The 24,214-nt window shown below is 69.5% G+C and carries 24 protein-coding genes and 1 tRNA gene; 12 read left to right on the forward strand and 13 right to left on the reverse strand.

Translation table 11 applies throughout. From position 1 onward, the window contains the following. Both BLR05_RS20260 and BLR05_RS20265 read left to right on the forward strand, forming a co-directional pair. Window positions 1-396 (forward strand): methyl-accepting chemotaxis protein (locus tag BLR05_RS20260; protein ID WP_244160143.1); only part of this gene is annotated, 396 nt, incomplete at its 5' end. Between the two features lie 68 nt (window positions 397-464). After that, window positions 465-1,010 (forward strand): TspO/MBR family protein, encoded by a 546-nt coding sequence (locus BLR05_RS20265; protein WP_092838078.1) that lies wholly within the window; start codon window positions 465-467, stop codon window positions 1,008-1,010. A 27-nt stretch (window positions 1,011-1,037) separates the two neighbouring features. Here BLR05_RS20265 and BLR05_RS20270 read toward each other — a convergent pair whose 3' ends face one another. The 6 genes from BLR05_RS20270 to argS all read right to left on the reverse strand — a co-directional run bounded on the left by BLR05_RS20270 (window position 1,038) and on the right by argS (window position 7,410). Continuing rightward, complete coding sequence (locus BLR05_RS20270) at window positions 1,038-2,627, reverse strand: RNA polymerase factor sigma-54 (protein WP_092838081.1); 1,590 nt, start codon at window positions 2,625-2,627, stop codon at window positions 1,038-1,040. After that, window positions 2,627-3,418, reverse strand: a complete 792-nt coding sequence (gene lptB, locus BLR05_RS20275; RefSeq protein WP_092838084.1) for an LPS export ABC transporter ATP-binding protein — start codon at window positions 3,416-3,418, stop codon at window positions 2,627-2,629. The genes BLR05_RS20270 and lptB overlap by 1 nt, the downstream gene beginning before the upstream one ends. 2 nt (window positions 3,419-3,420) lie before the next feature. Further along, window positions 3,421-4,071, reverse strand: a complete 651-nt coding sequence (gene lptA, locus BLR05_RS20280) for a lipopolysaccharide transport periplasmic protein LptA (protein ID WP_092838087.1) — start codon at window positions 4,069-4,071, stop codon at window positions 3,421-3,423. A 120-nt stretch (window positions 4,072-4,191) separates the two neighbouring features. Next, window positions 4,192-4,848, reverse strand: coding sequence for a thiol:disulfide interchange protein DsbA/DsbL (locus BLR05_RS20285; protein WP_092838090.1), 657 nt, complete (start codon window positions 4,846-4,848; stop codon window positions 4,192-4,194). A 187-nt stretch (window positions 4,849-5,035) separates the two neighbouring features. After that, window positions 5,036-5,686, reverse strand: coding sequence for an SPOR domain-containing protein (locus tag BLR05_RS20290; RefSeq protein WP_092838093.1), 651 nt, complete (start codon window positions 5,684-5,686; stop codon window positions 5,036-5,038). 14 nt (window positions 5,687-5,700) lie between these two features. Next, a complete protein-coding gene (gene argS, locus BLR05_RS20295) occupies window positions 5,701-7,410 on the reverse strand; it encodes an arginine--tRNA ligase (protein ID WP_092838096.1) in 1,710 nt (569 codons plus the stop codon). Between the two features lie 125 nt (window positions 7,411-7,535). On the opposite strand from argS, the gene BLR05_RS20300 reads away from it, so the two are divergent. Further along, window positions 7,536-7,889: a PsiF family protein gene (locus tag BLR05_RS20300; RefSeq protein WP_092838100.1), complete on the forward strand. Its 354-nt coding sequence runs from the start codon at window positions 7,536-7,538 to the stop codon at window positions 7,887-7,889. A 328-nt stretch (window positions 7,890-8,217) separates the two neighbouring features. Here BLR05_RS20300 and BLR05_RS20305 read toward each other — a convergent pair whose 3' ends face one another. The 4 genes from BLR05_RS20305 to BLR05_RS20320 form a co-directional block, all read right to left on the reverse strand. Next, complete coding sequence (locus tag BLR05_RS20305) at window positions 8,218-8,673, reverse strand: DUF2214 family protein (RefSeq protein WP_092838103.1); 456 nt, start codon at window positions 8,671-8,673, stop codon at window positions 8,218-8,220. A 76-nt stretch (window positions 8,674-8,749) separates the two neighbouring features. Next, the gene (locus BLR05_RS20310; RefSeq protein ID WP_092838106.1) at window positions 8,750-11,320 is read right to left on the reverse strand and encodes a membrane-bound PQQ-dependent dehydrogenase, glucose/quinate/shikimate family; all 2,571 of its coding nucleotides are present in this window, start codon (window positions 11,318-11,320) and stop codon (window positions 8,750-8,752) included. A 171-nt stretch (window positions 11,321-11,491) separates the two neighbouring features. Next, on the reverse strand, window positions 11,492-12,133 hold the full coding sequence (locus tag BLR05_RS20315; RefSeq protein WP_092838109.1) for a DUF3016 domain-containing protein: 642 nt from the start codon (window positions 12,131-12,133) through the stop codon (window positions 11,492-11,494). After that, the gene (locus BLR05_RS20320; protein ID WP_092838112.1) at window positions 12,130-13,107 is read right to left on the reverse strand and encodes a LysR family transcriptional regulator; all 978 of its coding nucleotides are present in this window, start codon (window positions 13,105-13,107) and stop codon (window positions 12,130-12,132) included. Before BLR05_RS20320 ends, BLR05_RS20315 begins: the two co-directional genes overlap by 4 nt. Window positions 13,108-13,416: 309 nt before the next feature. On the opposite strand from BLR05_RS20320, the gene BLR05_RS20325 reads away from it, so the two are divergent. The 7 genes from BLR05_RS20325 to BLR05_RS20355 all read left to right on the forward strand — a co-directional run bounded on the left by BLR05_RS20325 (window position 13,417) and on the right by BLR05_RS20355 (window position 20,893). After that, window positions 13,417-15,630, forward strand: a complete 2,214-nt coding sequence (locus tag BLR05_RS20325; protein ID WP_092838115.1) for a malate synthase G — start codon at window positions 13,417-13,419, stop codon at window positions 15,628-15,630. Window positions 15,631-15,776: 146 nt separating this feature from the next. Then, window positions 15,777-17,354 (forward strand): methyl-accepting chemotaxis protein, encoded by a 1,578-nt coding sequence (locus tag BLR05_RS20330; protein ID WP_092838118.1) that lies wholly within the window; start codon window positions 15,777-15,779, stop codon window positions 17,352-17,354. 37 nt (window positions 17,355-17,391) lie between these two features. After that, complete coding sequence (locus tag BLR05_RS20335) at window positions 17,392-17,631, forward strand: cysteine-rich CWC family protein (protein ID WP_092838121.1); 240 nt, start codon at window positions 17,392-17,394, stop codon at window positions 17,629-17,631. 41 nt (window positions 17,632-17,672) lie between these two features. Further along, entirely contained in the window at window positions 17,673-17,861 is a 189-nt protein-coding gene (locus tag BLR05_RS20340; protein ID WP_013592959.1) for a 4-oxalocrotonate tautomerase, read from the forward strand. Between the two features lie 169 nt (window positions 17,862-18,030). Continuing rightward, window positions 18,031-19,479 (forward strand): DHA2 family efflux MFS transporter permease subunit, encoded by a 1,449-nt coding sequence (locus BLR05_RS20345; RefSeq protein WP_092838124.1) that lies wholly within the window; start codon window positions 18,031-18,033, stop codon window positions 19,477-19,479. 88 nt (window positions 19,480-19,567) lie between these two features. Then, a complete protein-coding gene (locus BLR05_RS20350; protein ID WP_092838127.1) occupies window positions 19,568-20,335 on the forward strand; it encodes a class II glutamine amidotransferase in 768 nt (255 codons plus the stop codon). Window positions 20,336-20,425: 90 nt separating this feature from the next. Then, window positions 20,426-20,893, forward strand: coding sequence for a cupin domain-containing protein (locus tag BLR05_RS20355; protein WP_167361306.1), 468 nt, complete (start codon window positions 20,426-20,428; stop codon window positions 20,891-20,893). A 24-nt stretch (window positions 20,894-20,917) separates the two neighbouring features. Here BLR05_RS20355 and BLR05_RS26640 read toward each other — a convergent pair whose 3' ends face one another. Next, window positions 20,918-21,082, reverse strand: coding sequence for a hypothetical protein (locus BLR05_RS26640; protein WP_167361307.1), 165 nt, complete (start codon window positions 21,080-21,082; stop codon window positions 20,918-20,920). Between the two features lie 345 nt (window positions 21,083-21,427). Here BLR05_RS26640 and BLR05_RS20360 point away from each other — a divergent pair, with 345 nt between their 5' ends. Further along, entirely contained in the window at window positions 21,428-21,802 is a 375-nt protein-coding gene (locus BLR05_RS20360; protein ID WP_244160144.1) for a bacteriocin, read from the forward strand. A 96-nt stretch (window positions 21,803-21,898) separates the two neighbouring features. Here the strand turns inward: BLR05_RS20360 and BLR05_RS20365 are convergent. Further along, a tRNA-Arg gene (locus BLR05_RS20365) sits at window positions 21,899-21,974 on the reverse strand. Window positions 21,975-22,002: 28 nt separating this feature from the next. Then, on the reverse strand, window positions 22,003-22,695 hold the full coding sequence (locus tag BLR05_RS20370) for a TetR family transcriptional regulator (protein ID WP_092838253.1): 693 nt from the start codon (window positions 22,693-22,695) through the stop codon (window positions 22,003-22,005). Window positions 22,696-22,897: 202 nt separating this feature from the next. Here BLR05_RS20370 and BLR05_RS20375 point away from each other — a divergent pair, with 202 nt between their 5' ends. Then, a complete protein-coding gene (locus BLR05_RS20375) occupies window positions 22,898-24,202 on the forward strand; it encodes an efflux RND transporter periplasmic adaptor subunit (RefSeq protein WP_092838130.1) in 1,305 nt (434 codons plus the stop codon). The last annotated feature ends 12 nt before the right edge of the window (window positions 24,203-24,214 follow it).

A 24,214-nucleotide genomic window follows, 5' to 3' on the forward strand; every position in this document is an offset into this window, starting at 1 on the left:
CTGGCGCAGCGCAGTGCCACCGCTGCCAGGGAGATCAAGTCCCTCATCGACGACTCCGTCGCCCAGGTCAATGCCGGCAGCCGGCTGGTGCAGGACGCGGGCTCCACCATGCAGGAAGTGGTCGAGAGCGTGCAGCGCGTCACCGCCATCGTCACCGAGATCAGCAACGCCAGCCAGGAGCAGAGCACCGGCATCGCCGAGATCGGCGGCGCCGTCAGCCAGATGGACCAGAGCACCCAGCAGAACGCCGCCCTCGTCGAGCAGGCCACCGCCGCCGCGCAATCGCTGCAGCAGCAGGCCCACCAACTCGCCGATGCCGTCGCCGGCTTCAAGCTCGACGCACACGGCTCCGCCGGCCAGGCGCCGCGCCACCCGGCGCTCGGCGCGCCTCGGTAGGCGCCCGGGAAGGCATTCGCGGCCGTGGCTGGCACGGCAGGCGCCGCAACTGCGGCGATGATGGGGGCATGATGACATCCCCGTCCACTTCGCCCACCCCCGCTGCGGCCAGCGCGCACCGCGCGCCCCTGTCGCCCCGCGCCTGGCTGGCCCTCGCGGGCTGGCTGCTGCTGTGCTTCATCGCCGCGGGCGTCGGCAGCGTGGCCTCGGTGCAGGCGCCGCAGTTCTATGCGCAACTGGTGCAGCCCCCCTGGCCCCCCCCGCCCGGCGTCTTCGGCCCTGTCTGGAGCGTGCTCTACACCCTCATGGGCATCGCCGCCTGGCTGGTCTGGCGCGAGCCCGCGGGTGCGGCACGGCGCCACGCGCTCGCGCTTTTCTGCGTCCAGCTGGCAGTCAACGCGCTCTGGAGCTGGCTGTTCTTCCAATGGCACCTGGGTGCCTGGGCCCTGGCGGACATCGCCCTGCTCGGCGCCTGCGTGGCCGCCACGTTCGTGGCCTTCCTGCGGCTGCGACCGCTGGCGGGCCTGTTGCTGCTGCCCTATCTGGCCTGGATCAGCTTCGCCGCGGCGCTCAGCTACACCCTCTGGCGAATGAATCCCGGCCTGCTCGGCTGATGTGCCCCCCCCCCGGGCGGCAGGCCTTTACAGCGCCTTGCGCAGGTTGGCCGGCGCGATCTTCAGCGCCTCGCGGTACTTGGCGACCGTGCGGCGTGCGCACTCGATGCCCTGCTCCTTGAGCATCTCGGCGATCTGGCTGTCCGACAGCGGCTTGGCCGGGCTCTCCGATGCGACGAACTGCTTGATGAGCGCGCGCACGGCCGTGCTCGACGCATTGCCGCCCGTTTCGGTGCCCAGCCCCGACCCGAAGAAGTACTTCAGCTCGTAGGTGCCCTGGGGCGTCGCCATGTACTTGGCTGTGGTCACCCGGCTGATCGTGGACTCGTGCAGTCCCAGCTCGTCGGCGATGTCGCGCAGCACCAGCGGCCGCATGGCCAGCTCGCCGTGCACGAAGAAATTCTTCTGCCGGTCCACGATGGCGCGCGACACGCGCAGGATGGTGTCGAACCGCTGCTGGATGTTCTTGATGAACCAGCGCGCCTCCTGCAGCCGCTGCTGCAGCGCCTGGTGCCCCTCGCCGCCACGGTTGCCGCGCAGCGCACCGGCATAGATGTCGTGCACGCGCAGACGCGGCATGACGTCCGGATTGAGCTGCACGGTGAACGCATGCGCCGCCCCGCGGCCGCTGCTCTTCTTCACGATCACGTCGGGCACGATGATGTTGCGCTCGACCTGCGCGAAGGCCCGGCCCGGCCGGGGCTCCAGCCGTGCGATCAGCGCCATCGCCGCGCGCGTGCATTCCTCGCTGGCGCCGCAGCCCTGGGCGAGCCGGCGAACGTCGCGCCGCGCCAGCATCTCCAGCGGCTGCTGGCAGATGCGCAGCGCCGCCTGCAGCACCTCGGGCTCCGCGTCGCCATCTTCCTGCTGGGCCCGCAGCTGCAGCGCCATGCATTCGCTCAGGCCGCGCGCGCCCACGCCCACGGGCTCCAGGCTCTGCAAGAGCCGCAGTGCCACCGTGAAGCGGTGCACCAGTTCCTCCACCTGTTCGGGGTCTTCCTTGCCCGCGAGGGCCACGGCCAGCGCCTCCAGCGGCTCGTCGAGGTAGCCGTCGTCGTTCAGCGATTCGATCAGGAAGCGCAGCGCAGCGCGGTCCACCTCCGACAGGCGCAGCGAGAGCGCCTGACGGTGCAGGTAATCGGTCAGCGACTCGTGCTCGCGCGCGAGCTCGGTCGCGTCCGTGTCGTCTTCGTCCCCCACCTGGTTGCGGGTGCGTGCGGGCGCCTCGCCGCCCCACTCGCCGTCGTCGGGCGCCATCTCGACCGTGCCGTCGCCCTCCCAGTCCGGCGCATCGGGGGCCTCCGGCGCGTCCGGGCCTTCGGCCGCACCCTCGCCCGGCGCCGTGGTCGCAGCCTCGGCCGCCCCGCTGGCCGGCGTGTAGAGGGACTCATCCGCACCACGGTCGGCCTCGCTCACCGGCGCATCCGCCTGCGGGAGCCCGAACTCCTCGCGCGGCGCCTCGTCCGGATTGCGCTCCAGGAAGGGGTTCTCGTCGAGCATCTGCTCGACTTCCTGCGACAGCTCCAGCGTGGACAGCTGCAGCAGCCGGATCGACTGCTGCAGCTGCGGCGTCAACGCCAGATGCTGCGAGATGCGCAGCGACAGGCCAGGCTTCATCACATGCGGAAGTGTTCGCCGAGGTACACGCGGCGCACTTCGGCGTTGTCCACGATCTCCGAGGGAGTGCCCTGCGCTAGCACCCGGCCGTCGCTGATGATGAAGGCATGGTCGCAGATGCCCAGCGTCTCGCGCACGTTGTGGTCGGTGATGAGCACGCCGATGCCGCGGGCCTTCAGGAAGCCGATGATGCGCTGGATCTCGATCACCGCGATGGGGTCGATGCCCGCGAACGGCTCGTCCAGCAGGATGAACCGAGGCTGCGTGGCCAGCGCGCGCGCGATCTCCACCCGGCGGCGCTCGCCGCCCGAGAGCGCGAGCGCGGGCGAGGCGCGCAGGTGGTCCACCCGCAGTTCCTGCAGGAGCGCGGTGAGGCGTTCCTCGATCTCCGCGCGCGAGAGGGCTCGCCCGTCGTCGTCGCGCTGCAGCTCCAGCACCGCGCGCACGTTCTCCTCCACGGAGAGCTTGCGGAAGATCGAGGCCTCCTGCGGCAGGTACGACAGCCCCAGGCGCGACCGGCGGTGGATCGGCATGTTCGCCACCGACTGCCCGTCGATGCGGATGTCGCCGCCGTCGCTGCGCACGAGGCCCACGATCATGTAGAACGACGTGGTCTTGCCCGCGCCGTTGGGGCCGAGCAGGCCGACAACCTCGCCCTTCTGCACGACCATGGAAACGTCCTTGACCACCTTGCGGGTGCCGTAGGACTTCTCGAGATGCATCGCCTCGAGGCGGCTCGGCGCTGCCGCCGCCGGTGCCGCCGCGGCGTCCGGTTGGTAGGAAGCCGCCATGCTCACTTCGCCCCGTTGCCCAGTTCGTTGCTGCGGCGCAGCGCGGGAGCGGGCCCCGGTGCCGGAGCCGCCGCGGGCGCCGAAGCGGTCTCCTTGGGTGAGAGCACTGCGCGCACGCGCCCGCCGGGCGTGCCGGACGACGCGGCGCCCGCGGGCGCGGTCTTCTGGCCGTCCACGGTGAAGACGTCGGTGGTGTTGTTGTAGACGATCAGCGCGCCGGCCATCTCGTCGGTGAGGGTGGACTCCCGGTAGCGGCGCAGCTCCGCGCGGCGGATGAGCCGCACCAGGTCGGCCCGGCCGTCGTACTCGATCACCTCGCCTTCGCCCTCGACGAACTCGTCCGGGGCGCCCGGCGCGGTGTCGCGCTTCTGGCGGAAGAAGGCCCGCTTGCCGGGCTCGGCCGTCATGGTGCCGTACTGGAAGCCGTCCGGGTCCTGGCGCACGTCGAGCCGGGTGCCACGCAGCACGATGGTGCCCTTGGTCACCACCACGCGCCCGGTGAACACGCTGGTCTGCTTGAGCTCATCGTGGCGCAGTGCGTCGGCCTCGATGTTCATCGGCTTGTTGCGATCGGCTTTTTCGGCCTGTGCCGGTCCCACGGCAAATGCCATGGACGCCAGCAGGAGGAGGGTGGGTAGGAGTCTGGGTCTCATAGAGGGCACGAATCTTGCAAAGATTGTAGTCCCCCGCTGCGGCAGCGCAGCCGCCGGAAAGGAAAAGCCCGCCGGAGCGGGCTTTTTGCCGGGGCGGAGGGCGGCGCCCTGGAAGGGATGTCAGCCCTTGCGGGCCAGGCCCGCCAGGTATTCCACCACCTGCAGCACGTTCTGCATGCTGCCAGCCATGGTGCCATCGGTGTAGAAGCGGCCGGCCACGCCCATGGAGGGCACGCCCTCGACGCCGTACGCGTCCTGCAGCTGGGCGGCCTTGCGCAGCTGGTTGGACACGGTGAAGGAGTTGTAGACCTCCTTGAACTTGGCCACGTCCAGGCCCTGCTTGCCGATCCATTCGAAGATCTGGTCGTCCTTGGCAAGGGGCAGCTTCTCCACATGCACGGCGCGGAACACCTTGGCATGTACCTCGGGCAGCTTGCCCATGCCCTCCAGGGCGAAATAGAGCTTCTGCTGCGCGGCGAAACTGGAGTTGAAGGCCACCGGGACGCGGCGGATCACGAGATCCTTGGGGGCGGACTTGATCCAGGCCTCGAGCGTGGGCTCGAAGGCATTGCAGTGCGGGCAGCTGTACCAGAAGAACTCGATGACCTCGACCTTGCCGGCGGGCGCATCGGTGGGGGCCGGCTTGGCCAGGCGGGTGTAGTCCTTGCCCTCCTTGAACTGGCGCGCCTGCGCGAAGGCGGGCGTGGCCACCGGCAGCGCGACGGCGGAAGCGGCCACGGCGGTGGCGGCGGAGAGGGAGAACTCGCGGCGTTTCATGGAAAAGGGCACTCCTGGTTACGGTATCTGGAGGATTGGGAGCCGCGCCAGGCGGCAAAGTTCAAGCCGACTTGGGGGCAGTTCACGGAACCCAGCGAAGCGGTTCCGGCGAGGCGCCGCATCGCAGGCAGTACGCACAGTACGACAAGATGCGGCAACGATGCCAGAAGGGTTCCGCGGGCTGCCCTCAGTGCTGCACGCGCACCAGTGCGGACTCCACCCCGGCGCCGTCCAGCTTTTCCTTGAGCATCTCGGCATCGTCGCGCTTGGTGAACGGGCCCACGCGCACGCGGAACACCGTCCGGCCGTTCTGCTCGCGCTCGCTCACGCGGGCCTCCCAGCCCAGCATGGCCAGCTTGGCGCGCTGCGCATCGGCATCGCCCTGGGTGCGGAAGGCGCCGGCCTGCACGAAGTAGTCGAACGGCTCCGCGCCGGTGGCGGCGCGTGCGCGGGCCAGATCACCCAGCGGATCGGCCGACGAGGCACCGGCGGCCGGCTTGCTGGCGGCGGCCCGCGGCATGGAAGCGGCCGCCACTGCGGCGGACGCCGCCGGCGTGCTGGCCGGCGCGGGCTCGACACCCGCGACGGCCGGCGTGCTGGCCGCCGGCGCGGCCGGCCGTGCCGGGTTCTTGCCGTACAGCGGCGAATTCGGGTCCCAGTTCTTGTTGCGCTGGGATTCGAGGGCATCCTGGTCGGAACTGCGGGCACCACCCTTGTTGAGGAAGGGCACCGGCACCTTGGTCACATACACCGCCACGGCGAGCGCCACGCCCAGGCCGACGACGATCCCCAGGATGAAGCCGACGGCCGAACCGCCACGTTGCTGCTTCTTGGTCATATTTGGCTCGAGACTCACATTCTGGCTGGCGCCGACACGCCCAGCACGGCCAGGCCATTGTGCAATACCTGCGCCGTGGCGGCGACCAGCGCGAGGCGTGCGCGCTTGACGGCCTCGTCGTCCACGAGGATGCGCTCGGCGTCGTAGTAGCTGTGATAGCTGGCGGCCAGGTCACGCAGGTAGAAGGTCACGTCGTGCGGGGCTTCGCCTTCGGCGGCGGCCGTCAGCATCTCGGGGTACTTGGCGAGCTGCAGCATCAGGGCCTGGGCCTGCGGGCCTTCCAGGGCCGACAGGTCCACCTCCTTGAGCGAAGCGACATCGCCGCCGCCGGCCTCTGCCCAAGCCCGCAGCACCGACTGGATGCGCGCATGCGCGTACTGCACGTAATAGACCGGGTTGTCGTTGTTCTGCGCCACGGCCAGATCGACATCGAAGGTGTACTCCGTGTCGGGCTTGCGCGAGAGCAGGAAGAAGCGCACCGCGTCCTTGCTGGTCCACTCGATCAGGTCGCGCAGCGTGACGTAGCTGCCTGCGCGCTTGCTGATCTTGACCTCTTCGCCGCCCTTGACCACGCGCACCATGGTGTGCAGCACGTAGTCGGGGTAGCCCTGCGGGATGCCCACGTCGGCCGCCTGCAGGCCGGCGCGCACGCGGGCGATGGTGCCGTGGTGGTCCGTGCCCTGGATGTTCACCACCTTGGCAAAGCCGCGCTCCCATTTAGAGATGTGGTAGGCCACGTCGGGCACGAAATACGTGTACGTGCCGTCCTTCTTGCGCATCACGCGGTCCTTGTCGTCCCCGTAGTCGGTGGACTTCAGCCACAGCGCGCCGTCCTGCTCGTAGGTGTGCCCCTTTTCGACCAGGCGGTTCACCGTGGCCTCGACGCGGCCCGAGGTGTAGAGGCTCGACTCCAGGTAGTACTGGTCGAAATGCAGGTTGAACGCCCGCAGGTCCTTGTCCTGCTCATTGCGCAGGTACGCCACGGCGAACTGGCGGATATTGTCGTAATCCTCGACGTCACCGTTGGCGGTGAATGCGCGATCCTCGGCCTGGACGGTCTTCTTCGCCAGGAAGTCGTTGGCGATGTCCTGGATGTACTCGCCGTTGTAGAACGCCTTGGAGGCCGGGTTCTCCGGATCGGTGGGCCAGCAGTCGTCGCCGGGCTTGAAGCCCTTGGCGCGCAACTGCGTGCTCTTGGCCAGCGTTTCGATCTGCACGCCGGCATCGTTGTAGTAATACTCGCGGTGCACGCTCCAGCCCTGGGTGGCGAAGAGGTTGCAGATCGCATCGCCCAGCGCCGCCTGGCGGCCGTGGCCCACGTGCAGCGGCCCCGTGGGATTGGCGGAGACGAACTCGACCAGCACGCGCTGGCCGTTGTCCTTCCGGTAGCCGAACCGGTCGCCGGCGGCCAGCACCTCGCGCACGATCTCCTGCTTGGCGGCGGCTTTGAGGCGGATGTTCAGGAAGCCGGGGCCCGCGATCTCGATGGCATCGACCCAGCGCGCGAAGGCCGGCGTGGCCTCCAGCGCGGCCTTCAGCCGTTCGCCCAGCGCGCGCGGGTTGAGCTTGAGCGGCTTGGCCAGCTGCATGGCGGCGGTGCAGGCGAAATCGCCGTGCGCGGCCACCTTGGGGGATTCGAAAGCGGCGCGCCCGGCAGAGCCGGGCGAGAGTTTTTCCAGCTCGCCGGCCAGCGCCGCGAGCAATTCCTGTTTGACGGAGAGCATGCGCGGATTCTACGGGCCGGCCGTCATCCGGCCGGGCCCGGCCGGCGTTAAGCTGGACAGCCCCGGTTTCCGCCAGTGGCGGCCGGGGCGGACCACCCCCCTTACATCACCCGCAGGAGCATTACATGAAGAAGCTGCTTTCGATGCTGGCCGCCGCCGGCCTGGCCCTCTCCTTCGCGACGGCCCACGCCGCAGACACCGCGGCCCCGGCCGCCTCCGCACCTGCCGCCGCCACCGCGGCTGCATCCAAGCCGGCCAAGGCGCCGACTGCGCAGCAGGGCAAGATGACCACCTGCAACGCCGAGGCCAAGGACAAGAAGGGTGACGAGCGCAAGGCCTTCATGAAGGAATGCCTCTCGGCCAAGAAGCCCGCCACCCAGCAGGACAAGATGAAGACCTGCAACGCCGACGCCAAGACCAAGGCGCTCAAGGGCGACGAGCGCAAGGCGTTCATGAAGGAATGCCTGAGTAATAAGTGACATCCCCCTGAGGCGGCTGCGCCGCCTTTCCCCCTTCTCTCGCCGCGCTGCGCGCGGCGGGAAGGGCGACGATGCCGGTGGCCCGGCAAAGCCGGTTCCACGGCATCTGCTGGCATGGCCTGCTCCGCGGCCTTCTGGATCTTTGGGGGTGAAGGCCATCTGGCGAAGCATGCCGAAGAGGTTTTGCCCCTCATGCCTGTGCTCGGTGCCTGACTGGCGCCGGCTTGTTACTGGCAATTTGGGACATATCACCGTTTGCCAGTCCGTACGCTCACCGCTTCACCTGGATTGCGCCCGGAAGCCATCATGGTCTCCGGGCGCGTTTCTTTTACCGGGCGCCGACGCCGCGGGCCAGGAAAACGGCCAGCAGCGGGATCACGGCCAGCAGGTGGGCCTCGATCATCACGAGGCGGCGCGTGCTGCGGATGGTGGCTTCGTCGGGCAACGCGCCGGTGGCTCGCAAGGTCTTGCGCCAGCGCAGGAAGCGCATCGTGGGAGCGATGGAGAGCACGCCGATCGCCACGAACAGGGTGACCTTGGCGTGCAGCAGGGGCTGCGACCAGTACCACGCGGAACCTTTCATGCCCCAGGCGACGCGGGCCAGGCCCGTGGCCAGGACGGCCAGGGCCGAGAGGCCGTAGATCAGGTCCACGCGCGCGAGGCGCTCCACGACGGCGGCATTCATCCATTCCTTGCGGCAGAGCGCGGCCTCGCTTGCCAGGAAGACGGCCATCGCCAGGATGGCCAGGAAATGGGCATAGGCCAGCAGGGCTTCGGTAGTCACGCGGCGATCCTTTGCATCGGAAGGGGTGGCGCATGGTAGCGCGCCCCGCCCTCTTCCCGCCGCGCGGCGCTGCCGGCTATTTCTGTGCGGGCAGCGCGTAGGCTCGCACGCTGTCGCCGGGCTTGGTGCCCGTGGAACCGTGCCCCCCGGCCACGACGACCACGTACTGCCGGCCGTCCTCTCCGGTATAGCTCATCGGCGTGGCCTGCCCGCCCGCAGGCAGGCGGTCCTGCCAGAGGATGCGGCCGCCGTTCAGGTCGTAGGCGCGCACGTAGTTGTCCAGCGCGCCCGAGTAGAACGCCACGCCGCCGCCGGTGAGCATCGGCCCGCCGATGCCGGGTACGCCCATGCGGAAGGGCAGGGGCAGCGGCGAGAGGTCCCGCACCGTGCCATTGCGGTGCTTCCAGGCCACCTCACCGGTGCGCAGGTCCACGCCGGCCACATAGCCCCAGGGGGGCGCCTGGCAAGGCAGGCCGATGGGCGACGTGAACGGCTTCATCGATGCGGCAAAAGGCGCGCCGAAGTTCTCGTTCAGCGCCGGCAGGCTGCCCTTGGGCGGGCCGCCCTCCTGCACGAGCAGGCTGGTGTCATCCTTGCGCGGCACCAATTTGGAGACGAACGCGAGGTAGGTCGGCGTGGTGAACGCCACCTGCCGCTGCGGATCGACGGCGATGCCACCCCAGTTGAACACGCCGAAATTGCCCGGATAGATGATGCTGCCCTGCTCCGACGGCGGCGTGAAGCGGCCTTCGTAGCGCAGGCGGTGGAAGGCGATGCGGCAGGCGAGCTGGTCGAACATCGTGCCGCCCCACATGTCTCGCTCCGAGAGCGGCGGCGGATCGAAGGACAGCGCGGACTTCGGCTGCGTGGCTGCCGTGCGGTCGCCTTTCGCGGCCCCCTGCGGCGCAGGGTGTTCCTGCACCGGCAGGATCGGGGTGCCGGTACGCCGGTCGAGCACGAACAGTTCGCCCTGCTTGGTGGGTTGCACCAGTGCCGGCACGGTCTGCCCGCCCACCTGCAGGTCGATGAGCGTGGGCTGCGACGGCACGTCGTAGTCCCACAGGTCGTGGTGCACGGTCTGGAAGTGCCAGCGCACCTTGCCACTGTCCAGGTCCAGCGCGACGACGGAAGAGGAATACTTCTCCACCGCCGGGCTGCGGTTGCCGCCCCACTGGTCGGGCGGCTGGTTGCCCATGGGCACGTACACCATGCCGAGTGTTTCATCGACGCTGGAAATCGACCAGCTGTTGGGCGAATTGGGCGTGTAGGTACGGCCGGGCGGCAGGGGCGCCGTGTCGTCGGGGTTGCCGGAATCCCAGTTCCAGACCAGGGCGCCGGAGTCGATGTCGAACGCGCGGATCACGCCGGACTGCTCCTTCACCGAGGCGTTGTCCAGCACTGTGCCGCCCACGATCACGAGGCGCTGCGTGACCACCACGGGAGAGGTCGAATAGTAGGCCCCGGGGCGCAGGTTGGGCATGCGCTGCCAGAGATCGATCTGCCCCGTGCCGCCGCCGAAGTTGACGCACACGGCACCGCTTTCGGGGTTGAGTGCGATCACTCGGCCATCGGCCGTGGGCATGAAGAGCTTGGCGCGGCAGGCGGCGTCGGTGGGGCCTTTGCGGGCCGCAACGGGCGGCTGGCGCTGGTCCGCGGCCTGCGTGGCGGGCGCCGCCGGCTGCGTGGTGGTGGGCGAGGCATGCACCGCGGGCTCGGTGCGCTCGCCGCCCGAAGCCACGCCGGCCACGGCATTGAGCGCCGCGGGCGAAGCATCGGCGACGGGATCGCGCGGCGGCTGGTAGGACAGTCCGCGGCAGGTCAGATGCTGCAGCGCGAGCTTGCCCTCGATCTGCGGGTCGTACCGCCAGAGCTGCTTGCCGGTGGTGGCGTCGAGCGCGATCACTGACTGGTGCGGCGTGCACAGGAACAGGCGGTTGCCGATCTTCAGCGGCGTGACCTCGTAGGTGGTTTCCTCCGGATCGCCGTCCTTGCCGCGCACGTCGCCCGTGCGGAATTCCCAGGCCATCTTCAGCTGCGAGGCGTTGTCGGGCGTGATCTGCGCCAGCGGAGAGAAACGCTGGCCATGGCCGGTGCGCCCGTAGGCATGCCATTCGCCGTCGGGCAGCGTGGGCGCCGCCTGCGCCGGGGCGGGCACGGATTCACCCGCCAGCTGTCCCGCCAGTTCGTGCGGCGCGGTGAACCAGGACGCCACCGCCAGCACAGCGGACAGCAGCAGGGCCAGGCCCAGCGCCATGCGCGGCGTGCGCAGCGCGGAAGCCCGCGCCACTGCATCCCCCGAGGCGCCCGGCTGGAGCGTTGCGGGCTCACGCAGCAGGGAGCGGCGCATCCACGGCGTCGCAAGCCAGAGTCCGAGCACGAAGAGCACGTCCAGCCGCGCGGCAAGCGGCCACCAGTCCACGCCCACCTCCCAGACCGCCCAGGCCGTGGAACCCAGCAGGAGCGCGGCGTACACCCAGAGGGCCGCAGCGGAACGCCGCGCGAGCAGCGCGCCCGAGGCCAGCAGCGCGAGCCCGGCGACGAGATAGTAGGGGCTGCCGCCCAGTGCGACGAGCCAGCCGCCCGCACCTGCAACGAGAACGCCTGTGATACCGACGAGAACGCCGGTGATGCGTGCGAGGCCTGCCATTGTGGTTGTCCTTTGTGTCCATGCCCCGGCCGGCCATCGGCGCGACAGTGCAGCGGGATGGAAAAAAGGAACGGCCTGGAGGGACGAATCTAGGCGGGCGGAGCGTGCATGCCCCGTCGGCGCGCGGCTTGCACGCCTGTGGGGCGCGGCCTACACCGCGCGCTGCCGGGCTCAGCGCGCGCCGAACTCCTGCCGCACCCAGTCGTCGATCAGCCCCTTCTCGTACCGCAGTGGATCGGAACCACCGCGTGCCGCCCGCTCCATGAAGGCGGGGTCGCGCAGTTCGCGGCGCCCCGACTGCAGCACCGAACCGTCGGCGGCCAGCCGCTTGAATTCGAGCGCGATGCGCGGCGGATAGATATCGCGCACGGTGCGCACCTGCCCCGCCTGCGGGCCGCGCCAGGGCTCGAAGCCGCCGGCACGCTGCACATCGGTGATCCGCACCTCCAGCCGCTGGCCCTCCGGCAGCGCCGCGGCCGCGGCTTCCGACAGGTACAGGCAGAGCGCGTCCACCCAGGCACGGCGGGCGCGGTCGGTTTCGTGGGCACCCCGGCGTGCATCGCTGAAGCCGGCCGGATCGTCATAGGTCACGCTGACGATGCCTGGCGGCGGCGGGCCTTTGGCCCGGGAAGGCGCCGGTGGGCCATCGCGCCTGGCAGGCACGGCAGCGGCGTCCTGTGCGGGCGCCGGCGCACTGCCGGGCGCGACCGCGCAGCCGGCCAGCAGACAGGCCAGCGCCAGGGCGGTCGGCACCCGGCCTGGAGTGGAGCGTCGAAAGAGATCGGGAGACGGGGCGGGGAATCGGTGCGTCATGGCGAAGGAGGGGTGGGGAGGACGGGAGCGGTGAGCGCATGCGCTGCGCGGCGCCAGAACGCCGGCTGCGCATAGTGGTGCTTGAGGTAGTCGATCCACAGCCGCACGCGCAGCGGCAGGTGGCGGGCATGGGGAAAGACCACGTAGATACCGTTGGGCGGCGCGGCGAAATCCTCCAGCACGGCCACCAGCCGGCCGGCGGCGATCTCGGCCTCCACCTCCCAGGTGCTGCGCCATGCGATGCCCCACCCCCCCAGGCACCAGTCGTGCAGTACCTGCCCGTCGGAGCAGTCGAGGGGGCCGGTGGGTTTGACGTGCACCACGTCGCCGGGCGCGCCGTCCGCATCCGCCGCGGGCATGCGGAAGGCCCAGCCGCGCGTCTGCGATGCGTCGCTCGACAGCATCAGGCAGGCGTGCCGTGACAGTTCGGACGGGTGCCGGGGCGTGCCATGGCGCTCGAGGTAGGCGGGAGTCGCCACGCAGAGCCTGCGGTTGTCGGCGATGCGCACGCTCACCAGCGAGGAATCGGGCAGGTCGCCCACGCGCACGGCGCAATCGAACCCCTCGCCGGCCAGATCGACCACGCGGTCGCTGAGGTTGAGGGAAATGCGCACTTCGGAATGCAGGTCCCGGAACAGCGGCACCAGCGGCGCCACGTGGCGCCGCCCGAACCCCGCCGGCGCGGTGATGCGCAAATGCCCGGTCGCCCGCGCCCCGCCGACCGACACGCTGGCCTCGGCCTCGGCCACGTCGGCCAGCAGGCGCTGGCAATCCTCCAGGAAGGCGCTGCCCTCGTGCGTGAGGCTGATGCGCCGCGTGGTGCGCACCATGAGCTTCACTCCCAGATGCTCCTCCAGGGCGTCCAGGCGCCGACCCATGATGGCAGGCGCCACCCCCTCGGCGCGCGCCGCGGCGGTGAGGCTGCCGCGTGTCGCCACCGACACGAACGACTCGAAGGCCTTGAGCTTGTCCATGGGCAGCGATTATGAGCAGCCTGTAACCGGCGGGCACGCCCGCCCCATCCCCGAACGTCCCATCGGCGCACCTGTCCTGGCGATAGTCATTATGAAAACTCGTTTTTCTGCTACTTAAAACATAGCAAACCAATGGACACGGATGTTGCATTCCGGGAAACCGCTACGCCTGCGCGGATTCGTGCAAAAAAGTCACGGGTTCTGCGATTCGCGGGTGGTTTATGCGGATAAAAAATTCAAATACAGTGACTCCACCGGGGTTCCCGGCCCCTGCACATTCCTTTTCCATCCGACCGAGCCCACCACACCATGACCGATCGCACCACCGTCCACGGCCTGCAAGTGGCCACGTCCCTGCACCGATTCATCGAAGAGCGCGTGCTGCCCGGCACGGGCGTCGATGCCGCCGCGTTCTGGTCCGGCTTCGATGCCATCGTCCGGGACCTGGCTCCGCTCAACATCGCCCTGCTGGCAGAGCGCGACCGCCTGCAGGCCGAACTGGACACCTGGCACAAGGCCCATCCCGGCCCGATCACCGACATGGCGGGCTACCGCGCCTTCCTCGAGAAGATCGGCTACCTCGTGCCGCAGCCCGCGGGCGTGCAGGCAACCACCGCCAACGTGGACGATGAACTCGCCACCCAGGCCGGCCCGCAGCTGGTGGTGCCCATCCTGAACGCGCGCTACGCCCTCAACGCCGCCAATGCGCGCTGGGGCAGCCTGTACGACGCGCTCTACGGCACCGACGCCATTTCCGAAGACGGCGGCGCCGAGAAGGGCAAGGGCTACAACCCGGTGCGTGGCGCCAGGGTGATCGCCTTCGCGCGCAACGTGCTGGACACCAGCGCCCCGCTCGCCGCCGGCTCGCACAAGGATGCGAAGGCCTACCGCGTCGAGGGCGGCCGGCTGGCCGTGGATCTGGAAGACGGCCGGACCACGGGCCTGAAGGACGCGTCCCGGTTCGTGGGCTACCGGGGCGACGCCGCCGCACCGTCGTCCGTGCTGCTGCGCCACAACGGGCTGCACCTGGACATCCTGATCGACCGCTCCACGCCCATCGGCAAGACCGATCCCGCCGGCGTGAGCGACCTGGTGCTGGAAGCGGCCCTCTCCACCATCCTCGACCTGGAGGATTCCGTCGCCGCCGTCGATGCCGAGGACAAGGTGGCCGGCTACGCCAACTGGCTGGGCATCCTGCAGGGCACGCTGACCGAATCCTTCGCCAAGGGCGGCCAGACCGTCACGCGCGGCCTGAACACCGACCGCATCTACACGGCGCCCGGCGGCAGCGGCGAAGTGCGCCTGCACGGCCGCTCGCTCATGTTCCTGCGCAACGTGGGCCACCTGATGACCAACCCGGCCGTGCTCTGGACCGACGCGCAGGGCGCGCAGCGCGAGATCCCGGAAGGCATCCTGGATGCGGTCGTCACCACCGCCATCGCACTGCACGACCTGCAGGGCAAGGGCCAGGGCGGCATCCGCAACTCGCGCAAGGGCAGTGTCTACATCGTCAAGCCCAAGATGCACGGCCCGGGCGAAGTGGCGTTCGCCAGCGAGCTCTTCGCCCGCGTGGAACGCCTGCTGGGCCTGCCGGAGAACACCGTCAAGCTGGGCATCATGGACGAGGAACGCCGCACCAGCGTGAACCTGAAGGCCTGCATCGCTGCCGCGTCGGCCCGCGTGGCCTTCATCAACACCGGCTTCCTGGACCGCACCGGCGACGAGATGCACACCGCCATGCAGGCCGGCCCCATGGTGCGCAAGGGCGACATGAAGGCCAGCGCCTGGATCCAGGCCTACGAGAAGAACAACGTGCTGGTGGGCCTGTCGTGCGGCCTGCGCGGCAAGGCCCAGATCGGCAAGGGCATGTGGGCCATGCCCGACATGATGAAGGCCATGCTGGAGCAGAAGATCGCCCACCCCAGGGCCGGCGCCAACACCGCCTGGGTGCCCAGCCCCACGGGTGCCACGCTGCACGCCCTGCACTACCACCAGGTCAACGTGGCCGACGTGCAGAAGGAACTGGAGAAGACCAGTGCCGATGCCGAGCGCGACAACCTGCTCACCGGCCTGCTGACCATTCCCGTCGCCGCCAACCCGCAGTGGACCGAGGCGGAGAAGCAGCAGGAGCTGGACAACAACGCCCAGGGCATCCTCGGGTACGTGGTGCGCTGGATCGACCAGGGCGTGGGCTGCTCCAAGGTGCCTGACATCCACAACGTGGGCCTGATGGAAGACCGCGCCACGCTGCGCATCAGCAGCCAGCACATCGCCAACTGGCTGCTGCACGGCGTGGTGACCGAGGCCCAGGTGCGGGAAACCTTCGAGCGCATGGCCGCCGTGGTGGACCAGCAGAACGCGGGTGATCCGGCCTACCGGAAGATGGCCGGCCGCTTCGCGGAGTCCGCTGCTTACCAGGCCGCCTGGGACCTGGTCTTCAAGGGCGCCGAGCAGCCCAGCGGCTATACCGAGCCGCTGCTGCATGCCTGGCGGCTGAAGGTGAAGTCCGGCGCGCCCCGCTGATCCGCCGCCACGCGTTCCGAAGGCACCCAAGCGGGTGCCTTTTTTCCATGGCGAAAAAACCTTCCCCGACCACAGGACACCCTGGAGGCCTACAGCAACACAAAACAAACATCAAGTTACAATCAGGGTTTACCCTGACATAGCGCATGAAGTTTCAAGATTTATCCATCGGAAAGCGTCTGGCGCTGGCCTTCGGCCTGCTGACGTTTTTCATCGTGGGCATGCTGGCCGTCGGCACGTGGCGGCTGCAGTCCGTCGCGCAGGACACCGCCACGATGATGAACCTGCCCCTGGCGAAGGAGCGCCTGATCTCGGACTGGTACCGCACCATCTACAGCAACGTATCGCGCCATGCCCTGGTCGCGCGCAGCAGCGATACGGCCCTGGCCGGCCGGTTCACGCAGGAGAACGCGGCAGCCTCCCGCCAATCGACGGAGCAGCAGCAGCAACTGGCCCGGCTCATCTCCGGCCCTGAAGAGCAGGCCCTCTTCGACCAGGCCGGCGTGCTGCGCAAGCAGTTCGTCGACGCACGCGATGCGATCTACAAGGCCAAGGCGGAAGGCCGGTCGGACGATGCCCAGCGCATCCTGGACACCGAGTTCACGCCGTCCGGCAAGGGCTATCTGGATGCGCTCCAGGCCCTGCTGGACTTCCAGCGCAAGCAGATCAACGAAGCCGCCGCTTCGGTGCAGCGCAATTACGAAAGCGGCCGCAATGCGCTGGTCCTGCTCGGCCTGCTGGCCACCGCCGCGGCCGCGGCGCTGGCACTGGGCATCACGCGCAGCGTGACGCGCCCCCTGCACCGCGCCGTGTCGGTGGCGGAGTCCGTGGCGGGCGGCGACCTGACGGCGCGCTCCGCCAGCACGGCGCGCGACGAGATGGGCCAGTTGCTGCGCGCGCTGGACGCCATGGCCACGCAACTGCGTGACACGGTCGGCCAGGTGCGCCGCGGCGCGGATGGCATCGCCCTCGCGTCCAGTGAAATCGCCACCGGCAACCTGGACCTGTCCAGCCGTACCGAAGAGCAGGCCAGCGCACTGCAGCAGACCGCCGCATCGATGGAACAGATGACCGCCACGGTGCGGCAGAACGCGGACAACGCCGCACAGGCCGACCAGCTGGCGCGCTCCGCATCCGACATGGCGGTGCGCGGCGGCCAGGTGGTCGGCAAGGTGGTGACGACAATGGGCGGCATCCACAGTGCTTCGCGCAAGATCGTGGACATCATCGGCGTCATCGATTCCATCGCCTTCCAGACCAACATCCTGGCGCTCAACGCCGCCGTCGAAGCCGCGCGGGCCGGCGAACAGGGCCGCGGCTTCGCCGTCGTGGCCAGCGAGGTGCGCACGCTGGCGCAGCGCAGCGCCACCGCCGCCAAGGAGATCAAGGCGCTCATCGACGATTCCGTCACCCAGGTGGACGCCGGCAACCGGCTGGTCGAAGAAGCCGGCACGGTGATCCGCGACGTGGTGGCCGGCGTGCGCCGCGTGACCGACATCGTGGCCGAGATCAGCGCCGCCAGCCAGGAACAGACCAGCGGACTGGAACAGGTGAACCGGGCCATCGCGCAAATGGACCAGGTCACCCAGCAGAACGCCGCGCTGGTGGAGGAAGCGGCCGCCGCCACGGGCTCGCTGGAGTCACAGGCTTCGCACCTGGTGCAGGCGGTGGCGGTCTTCCGCCTGGCCGAAGAGGGAACGGCACTGCCGCGCCTGCCGGCCTGAAAGCCGCCTGGTTTCTTCCGGGGCCTACACTGCCCGCATGCCCGACGCCGCCCTGCTTCCGGACCCTGGCCGCTGCCCCCTGTGCGGCCAGAGCAACCAATGCGCCATCGAGGCCGGCCAGCCGGCAGCCAGTTGCTGGTGCATGGACACCATGGTGGAGCCTGCTGCATTGGCCGCCGTGCCGGACGCAGCACGCGGCATGGCCTGCCTCTGCCCTCGCTGCGCAGCCGGCACAGGGGCCTCGCCGGACACCGCTGCGGCCATGCCGCCGATATGATCGGCAGACTGTCGTCTTCGCCATTCAAAGGAATCCAGCCCATGCCCACGTACCACATCGAAATGATGGAAGGCCGCACCGTCGAGCAGAAGAAGAAGCTCGTGGAGGAAATCACCCGCGTCTCCGTCGAGATCCTCGGTGGCTCCCCCGAATCGGTGGACATCCTCATCACCGACGTGAAGCGCGAGAACTGGGCCACGGGCGGCAAGCTCTGGTCCGAGAAACAGTGAGCATCCCCCTGAGCGGCTGCGCCGCTTCCCCCTTCTCTCGATTCGCTGCGCGCATCGGGAAGGGGGACGACGCCAGCGCCGCGGGGCGGCCCTTGCGCGGCGTCTGCTGGCGCAGGCCGAGCCTCCCGCGCCTCGGGGCGTTCCCGCCAGCCCCGCCCCGAGGCATCGCATGACGGGTTCGGCGGCGCTGCTGCGCGAGCGCTACGGCGAGCGCTACCGGTGGCTGCTGCTGCTGTCGGTCATGGTCGGCACCATGGCGTCGATCATGTCCTCCACCATCGTGAACGTGGCGATCCCGGACATGAGCCACCACTTCACGCTGGGGCAGGCGCGCGCCCAGTGGGTCACATCGGGCTTCATGGTGGCCACCACCGTGGCCATGCTTACCACCCCCTGGCTGCTGGCGCGCTACGGCTACCGGGCCACCTATGTGGGAGCCATGGTGCTGCTGCTGGTGGGCGGCATCGGCGGCGGCGTCGCCGGCCGGTACGAATGGGTGCTGCTGGCCCGCGTGCTCGAGGGCCTGGCGGCAGGCGTGGTGCAGCCCATCCCGGCGGTGATCATCCTGCATGCGTTCCAGCCGCACGAGCAGGGCCGCGCGAGCGGCATCTTCGGCATGGGGGTGGTGCTGGCGCCCGCCATCGGCCCGAGCGTCGGCGGCCTGCTCGTGGACTGGTTCGGCTGGCGCTCCATCTTCTTCATGGTGGTGCCGTTCTGCATCGCCTCCCTGGTGCTCGCGTACAGGTACGTGCCGGTCAGCAGCCCGGGCGGCGTGGCCGCCGACCGCGCCGGCGCCTCGCTCGACTGGGTCGGCCTGCTGCTCGGTGCGGTGGGAACGCTGTGCCTGCTCAACGGGCTGGTATCGCTGCGCGACGGCCCCGCTCTCATGTCGGCCGTGCTGCTCCTGGCAGCGCTCGCCGCCCTGGCCGCGTTCATTGCCTGGGAGCGTCGCATGCTGGCACGCCAGGGCAGGCCGCTGATGGACCTGCGGCTGTTCGAGGTGCGGCAGTTCGCCATGGGCAGCATCGTGGCGTTCATCTACGGCACCGCGCTTTTCGGGTCCACCTACCTGCTGCCGGTGTTCCTGCAGCTGGGACTGCAGATGTCCGCATCGCACGTGGGCACCCTGATGCTGCCGGCCGGCATCGTGCTGGCGGCCACCATTCCCCTGGTCGGGCGCATGGCCGACCGCCAGCCCACGCACCTGCTCGTGGGCATCGGGCTGGCGCTGCTGGCGCTGTCCTTCGGCCTGATGGCGTTCGCAGGCCTGCACACGGCCCTGTGGCTGCTGGTGGCCTTCGCGGTGCTGGGCCGCATCGGCCTGGGATTCATCCTGCCGTCCCTCAACCTCGGTGCGATGCGGCCGCTGGCCAAGCCACTCATCGCGCAGGGCTCCAGCGCCATCAGCTTCGTGCGCATGCTCGGCGGCGCGGCCGGGGTGAGCCTGTGCGGCATCGTGCTCGAATGGCGCATCGCCGCGCACGGCGATTCACTGCAGAATGCGGTCAGCAGCCCGGAACGCATCGCTGCCTTCGGGGACACCTTCCTTCTGCTCACCGGCCTGTGCCTGCTGGCCCTGGTGGCCGCCTGGCAGTTGCGCCCGCCGCGCGAAGGCTGACCGCACGCCCCGCGTCCAAGGTTTCGCGCCGCGGGAAACCGCGGCACCCCGCGCAGCCCCTCCGATATTTCTCCGTTCCCCATCGACCATGTGCCAGCTGCTCGGAATGAACGCCAACACGCCCACCGACGTGACCTTCAGCTTCACGGGGTTCGCGCAGCGCGGCGGCATAACGGGCGACCACTCCGACGGCTGGGGCATCGCCTTCTTCGAGGACAAGGGCCTGCGCCATTTCGTGGACCACGAACGGGCGGTGGATTCGCCGATCGCCGAACTGATCCGCCGTTATCCCATCCGCAGCCGCAACGTCATCGCCCATATCCGCAAGGCCACGCAGGGCAGCGTGGCGCTGCAGAACTGCCACCCGTTCGTGCGGGAACTCTGGGGCCGCTACTGGGTGTTCGCGCACAACGGCGACCTGAAGGATTTCCGTCCCCGCCTGCATTCGCACTTCCACCCTGTCGGCTCCACCGACAGCGAGCACGCGTTCTGCTGGATCATGCAGGAGCTTTCCAAATCTCATGCCGACGTGCCCAGCGTGCAGGAGCTCACCATCACCCTGCGTGAACTCGCGGCACGCATCGCACCGCACGGTACCTTCAACTTCCTCTTGTCCAACGGGCAGGCCCTATGGGCCCATGCGTCCACCCACCTCTGCTACATCGAGCGCCGGCATCCGTTCTCACAGGCCTGCCTGTGCGACGAGGACCTGAGTGTGGATTTCTCGGCCCACACCACCCCGCACGACCGGGTGGCCGTGGTGGTGACCGCGCCCCTGACCAGCGACGAAGTCTGGACGCCGTTCCGCAGCGGCGAACTCAAGGTGTTCGTGGACGGCGCCTGCCAGGCATTCTGACCGCGGGGCGACGGCAACCCGGGCGGCGCCGGGCGGCACCTACCGGGCCAGGCGGTTTCCGCCCCCATGCCACCAAACCGGTCCACAACCATGCCATTGCGCCCCCGCCTCCATGCCGTCTCTCCCGCCCTCATCGCCCTGATCCTGGCGAGTGCCACGCTGCCGGCCACCGCGTCCGCCGCCGGCGAGCAGCCCGGGCGCATTCCCGCCGTCAAGCTCTACGACACCCCAGACCACCGCGTGGCTTTCGTGAAGGGCACCGTTGCGACCCTGCGCAAGATGCCTGCCCGGGAGTTCTGGCTCAGCGATTCGGTGGAGGCCTGGGAGCAGGACGTGCACCCTGCGCCACGCCGCCAGTACGTGGTCACCCTCCAGGGCGAACTCGAATTCCAGGTCAGCGACGGGTCCACCTTCCGCCTGGCGCCCGGCACCGTGCTGCTGGCGGAAGACACGGGCGGCGCCGGCCACCGCTGGAAAATGCTGCCGGGCAGCAGGCCCTGGGTACGCATGTACCTCCCCATGGCGGGAGAGGACGACGGCTTCGAGCCGTCCCGCTGAAATCCCCTGGCGCCGTTCCGCACCTCAGCCCAGCGGTTTCCACACCGGGGGCTCGGGATCGGGGAAGCAGGGTGACGGGTTTCCCGGCCGCAGCATGGCCTCGCGCTGCCGGCGCCGCTTGATCTCCCGGGGCTTCGCGGCGATGCGGCCCGCGGCGGCGTCGGAGCAATGGCGATGGGACTTGGACATGGCGACCTCCGTCTTTCTGGGCGTGGAACCCCATTGGCGCATCGGAGCCGGCGCCCCGCCCGTCGGACGGGGGCGCGTCCGCCGACCCGACAACGCCCACGGCGGTGCCGGCCCCGCGCTCCCGCTCCCCAGCCACAGGCCAGGAAGCACGCGGAAACCACACTGCGACCCGGTCAAATTGACGCAAGTCAAGACGCCCGATCCGTGTAGGACAGGCGCTGCGCATTCGCTGACACGGCTTCGACCTCCAGGCCGTCGCGGCGGGGTCGGAATGGGCGATACAACGGTTCCAGCGGGCACAAGCCCGCCGTGACCATCCGATCCATCGACCACAAGGAGCAAGCCATGCAACCCGACAACACCACGCCCCCGCCGACCAGCGTCGGCCCCTCCGCAGACGGCATTCCCGTGGAGCACCGGCCAGGCTACGGGGTGCCGTCGCAGGATCCGCGGCCCGCGGCGCAGGTCCCCCTCACGCCCGAGGAGGCCGAGCGCGAAGCCGGCTCCGTCCTGGCCGGGGGCGGCGTCATGGCGGGGGCCGCGACCGGCGCAGCCGTGGGCGGCGCCGTGGCCGGCCCGATCGGTGTGGTGGTCGGTGTGGCCGTGGGAGGCGTGGCCGGGGCAGTGGGCGGTGCCGCCGCCGGCAGGGCTGCCGCCACGGACCCGCAAGGCGTTCCGCAACCCGCAGCGAAGGAGCCCGAGCCCGGCAGCGGGCGGTGAGCGGCGCCCCGGGGGCAGCCGGACCGCGGCGTTGCCGCGCACGAACGCCATCCGGACAGGGTCCGGGTCGTTGCATGAAGAGGGGGAATGGAGATCTGGTGCGGCTGGCGGGGATCGAACCCACGACCCTTGGCTTCGGAGGCCAATACTCTATCCACTGAGCTACAGCCGCATGCGGGCCCTTGCGGCCCAGACCGGGATTATGGCACGGCGTTGCGGCGCGGCTGGCAAATCTTCCAGGGGATGCCTTCGGACAGCGGATCGAAGCCGGCCGGCACGTCGAAACCCAGGCCGCGCAGATAGGCATCCACCGCCGCGCGGCCCGTCTCCGCCAGGCCGACAGTCGTACCGCCCAGCATCCAGACCTGCATCAGGCCGTCAAACAGCGCCTGCAGGCCCACGGCCGCCACGTCCGCCGAAGTCCGCAACTCCACCCCCTGGTCACTCGCCGCCAGGGCCAGCTCAACGGCGAACTGACGGCGGAACTCCAGGCTGGCCTCGACGTGGCGGTCCCGCACAGCGGACAGCTCGCCCACGTATTCCACTCGGAACATCGCGATCTCGAACACGCGGCGCATGGATTCGTCCTTTTCCAGGCTGCGCAATACGAAGTCGATCACGGCCCGCAGGCGCTGCAGCGGAGACATGCGGTTGTGGCCCGCACACTCGTCGCTCGCGCATTCCAGGGGCAGCGTCACGCGCTCCATCATGGCGTTGAACAGGTCCACCTTGTCCTTGAAATGCCAATAGATGGCGCCGCGCGTGGCGCCCGCAGCCTGGGCAATGTCGTTCAGGGATGCGTTCGACACCCCCTTCTGATAGAAAACGTGTTCTGCAGCATCCAACAGGCTGTTGCGGGTGGCGACCGCATCTTCCTTGGTACGTCGGGCCATGTGGGGTGTCTCCTTGTTCTGCAGGGGCTGGCGGCGAAGGACGGGCATCTTGGCCCGCGTCTCCGCGGCCCGGCATTCCACAATTATACATTCATGGTTGTATGTATAATGCCGGCGAAATACAAGGGCCGCTGCATGGTTTTGATGTTGCTCAAGGCCATGCGCCAGCCTTTTCCACCTGCGCCGATCCGGAAGGACTTCCATGTACCGCTTGAGTGTCGAACCTGCTGTCTCCGCCGCCCCGCTCCGCCGCACAGCGCGGTCGGGGCTTTTCTGCCTGGCCCTGCTTGCTGCCGCCACCCTAGCGGCCTGCGGGAAGTCCGGAGACTCCGCCCAGCAGGGCCAGGGCGGCACGCCCCCGCCCCCGCAAGTGGGCGTCGTGACGGTCGCGCCGGGCGACGTGGGCCTGGTGACGGAGCTTCCCGGCCGCCTGGAGGCATCGCGGGTGGCCCAGGTCCGCGCCCGTGCGGCCGGCATCCTGCAAAAGCGCCTCTTCACGGAAGGCAGCGACGTCAAGGCAGGCCAGCGCCTGTTCGCGATCGATGACGCGCCCTACCGGGCCTCACTGGAAAGCGCCCAGGCGAGCGTCGCCCAGGCAGAGGCCAACGTGGCCCAGAACCGCGCGCTGGCCGAACGCTACAAGCCGCTGGTGGCCGTGAATGCCGTGAGCCGGCAGGAATACGACAACGCGGTGGCGTCCCAGAAGACGGCCGAGGCCAACCTGGCCGCAGCGCGCGCCTCGGTCACCACGGCCCGCATCAACCTGGGCTACGCGGCCGTCACCGCCCCCATCTCGGGACGCATCGGCCGGGCACTGGTCACCGAAGGTGCGCTGGTGGGCCAGGGCGAAGCCACGCAGCTCGCCGTGATCCAGCAGATCGACCCGCTCTACGTCAACTTCACCCAGTCCGCTTCCGACGCGCTCAAGCTCAAGGCGGGCCTGGCGAGCGGCAAGTACAAGCAGGCCTCCAAGGGCGCGGCATCGGTGAGCGTGGTCATGGAAGACGGCAGCGTGCATCCGCAGACGGGCAAGCTGCTGTTCACCGACCTGTCGGTGGACCCCACCAGCGGCCAGGTCACGCTGCGCGCCGAGGTGCCCAATCCCGAACGCCAGCTGCTGCCCGGCCTGTACGTGCGCGTGCGCCTGGAGCAGGCCCAGGTGGACAACGGCGTGCTGCTCCCGCAGCAGGCCGTGACGCGCTCCGCCAAGGGCGATACCGTGATGGTCGTGGGCCCGGACAACCATCTGGCGCCGCGGCCCGTGAAGCTCGGCCCGGCCCAGGGTACCAACTGGGTCGTGCTGGACGGCCTGAAGGCCGGCGAGAAGGTCATGGTGGACGGCTTCCAGAAGCTGCCGCGCGGCAAGCCGGGCGACCCGATCGTGGTGCAGCCCGTGCCCTGGCAGTCCGCAGGCGCCGCCCCCGCGGGCGGGGCATCGGCGCCCGCCGCCGGGGCCTCCGCAGCCCAGGCCACCGCCTCCAGCGCCTCCGCCCCCGCGAAGCAGTAACCCCCAGAACAC

The sequence above is a fragment of the Paracidovorax cattleyae genome (genome assembly GCF_900104515.1).
In the GTDB taxonomy this organism is placed as follows: domain Bacteria; phylum Pseudomonadota; class Gammaproteobacteria; order Burkholderiales; family Burkholderiaceae_C; genus Paracidovorax; species Paracidovorax cattleyae.

Coding starts and splice junctions, on each gene's coding strand:
- argS (WP_092838096.1), bottom strand. CDS start 7,410: ATGCTCTCCGTCAAACAGGAATTGCTCGCGGCGCTGGCCGGCGAGCTG.
- BLR05_RS20285 (WP_092838090.1), bottom strand. CDS start 4,848: ATGAAACGCCGCGAGTTCTCCCTCTCCGCCGCCACCGCCGTGGCCGCT.
- BLR05_RS26640 (WP_167361307.1), bottom strand. CDS start 21,082: ATGTCCAAGTCCCATCGCCATTGCTCCGACGCCGCCGCGGGCCGCATC.
- lptB (WP_092838084.1), bottom strand. CDS start 3,418: ATGGCGGCTTCCTACCAACCGGACGCCGCGGCGGCACCGGCGGCGGCA.
- BLR05_RS20310 (WP_092838106.1), bottom strand. CDS start 11,320: ATGGCAGGCCTCGCACGCATCACCGGCGTTCTCGTCGGTATCACAGGC.
- BLR05_RS20270 (WP_092838081.1), bottom strand. CDS start 2,627: ATGAAGCCTGGCCTGTCGCTGCGCATCTCGCAGCATCTGGCGTTGACG.
- BLR05_RS20345 (WP_092838124.1), top strand. CDS start 18,031: ATGACGGGTTCGGCGGCGCTGCTGCGCGAGCGCTACGGCGAGCGCTAC.
- BLR05_RS20315 (WP_092838109.1), bottom strand. CDS start 12,133: ATGACGCACCGATTCCCCGCCCCGTCTCCCGATCTCTTTCGACGCTCC.
- BLR05_RS20325 (WP_092838115.1), top strand. CDS start 13,417: ATGACCGATCGCACCACCGTCCACGGCCTGCAAGTGGCCACGTCCCTG.
- BLR05_RS20360 (WP_244160144.1), top strand. CDS start 21,428: ATGCAACCCGACAACACCACGCCCCCGCCGACCAGCGTCGGCCCCTCC.
- BLR05_RS20340 (WP_013592959.1), top strand. CDS start 17,673: ATGCCCACGTACCACATCGAAATGATGGAAGGCCGCACCGTCGAGCAG.
- BLR05_RS20265 (WP_092838078.1), top strand. CDS start 465: ATGATGACATCCCCGTCCACTTCGCCCACCCCCGCTGCGGCCAGCGCG.
- BLR05_RS20350 (WP_092838127.1), top strand. CDS start 19,568: ATGTGCCAGCTGCTCGGAATGAACGCCAACACGCCCACCGACGTGACC.
- BLR05_RS20290 (WP_092838093.1), bottom strand. CDS start 5,686: ATGACCAAGAAGCAGCAACGTGGCGGTTCGGCCGTCGGCTTCATCCTG.
- BLR05_RS20375 (WP_092838130.1), top strand. CDS start 22,898: ATGTACCGCTTGAGTGTCGAACCTGCTGTCTCCGCCGCCCCGCTCCGC.
- BLR05_RS20335 (WP_092838121.1), top strand. CDS start 17,392: ATGCCCGACGCCGCCCTGCTTCCGGACCCTGGCCGCTGCCCCCTGTGC.
- BLR05_RS20330 (WP_092838118.1), top strand. CDS start 15,777: ATGAAGTTTCAAGATTTATCCATCGGAAAGCGTCTGGCGCTGGCCTTC.
- BLR05_RS20370 (WP_092838253.1), bottom strand. CDS start 22,695: ATGGCCCGACGTACCAAGGAAGATGCGGTCGCCACCCGCAACAGCCTG.
- lptA (WP_092838087.1), bottom strand. CDS start 4,071: ATGAGACCCAGACTCCTACCCACCCTCCTCCTGCTGGCGTCCATGGCA.
- BLR05_RS20300 (WP_092838100.1), top strand. CDS start 7,536: ATGAAGAAGCTGCTTTCGATGCTGGCCGCCGCCGGCCTGGCCCTCTCC.
- BLR05_RS20355 (WP_167361306.1), top strand. CDS start 20,426: ATGCCATTGCGCCCCCGCCTCCATGCCGTCTCTCCCGCCCTCATCGCC.
- BLR05_RS20320 (WP_092838112.1), bottom strand. CDS start 13,107: ATGGACAAGCTCAAGGCCTTCGAGTCGTTCGTGTCGGTGGCGACACGC.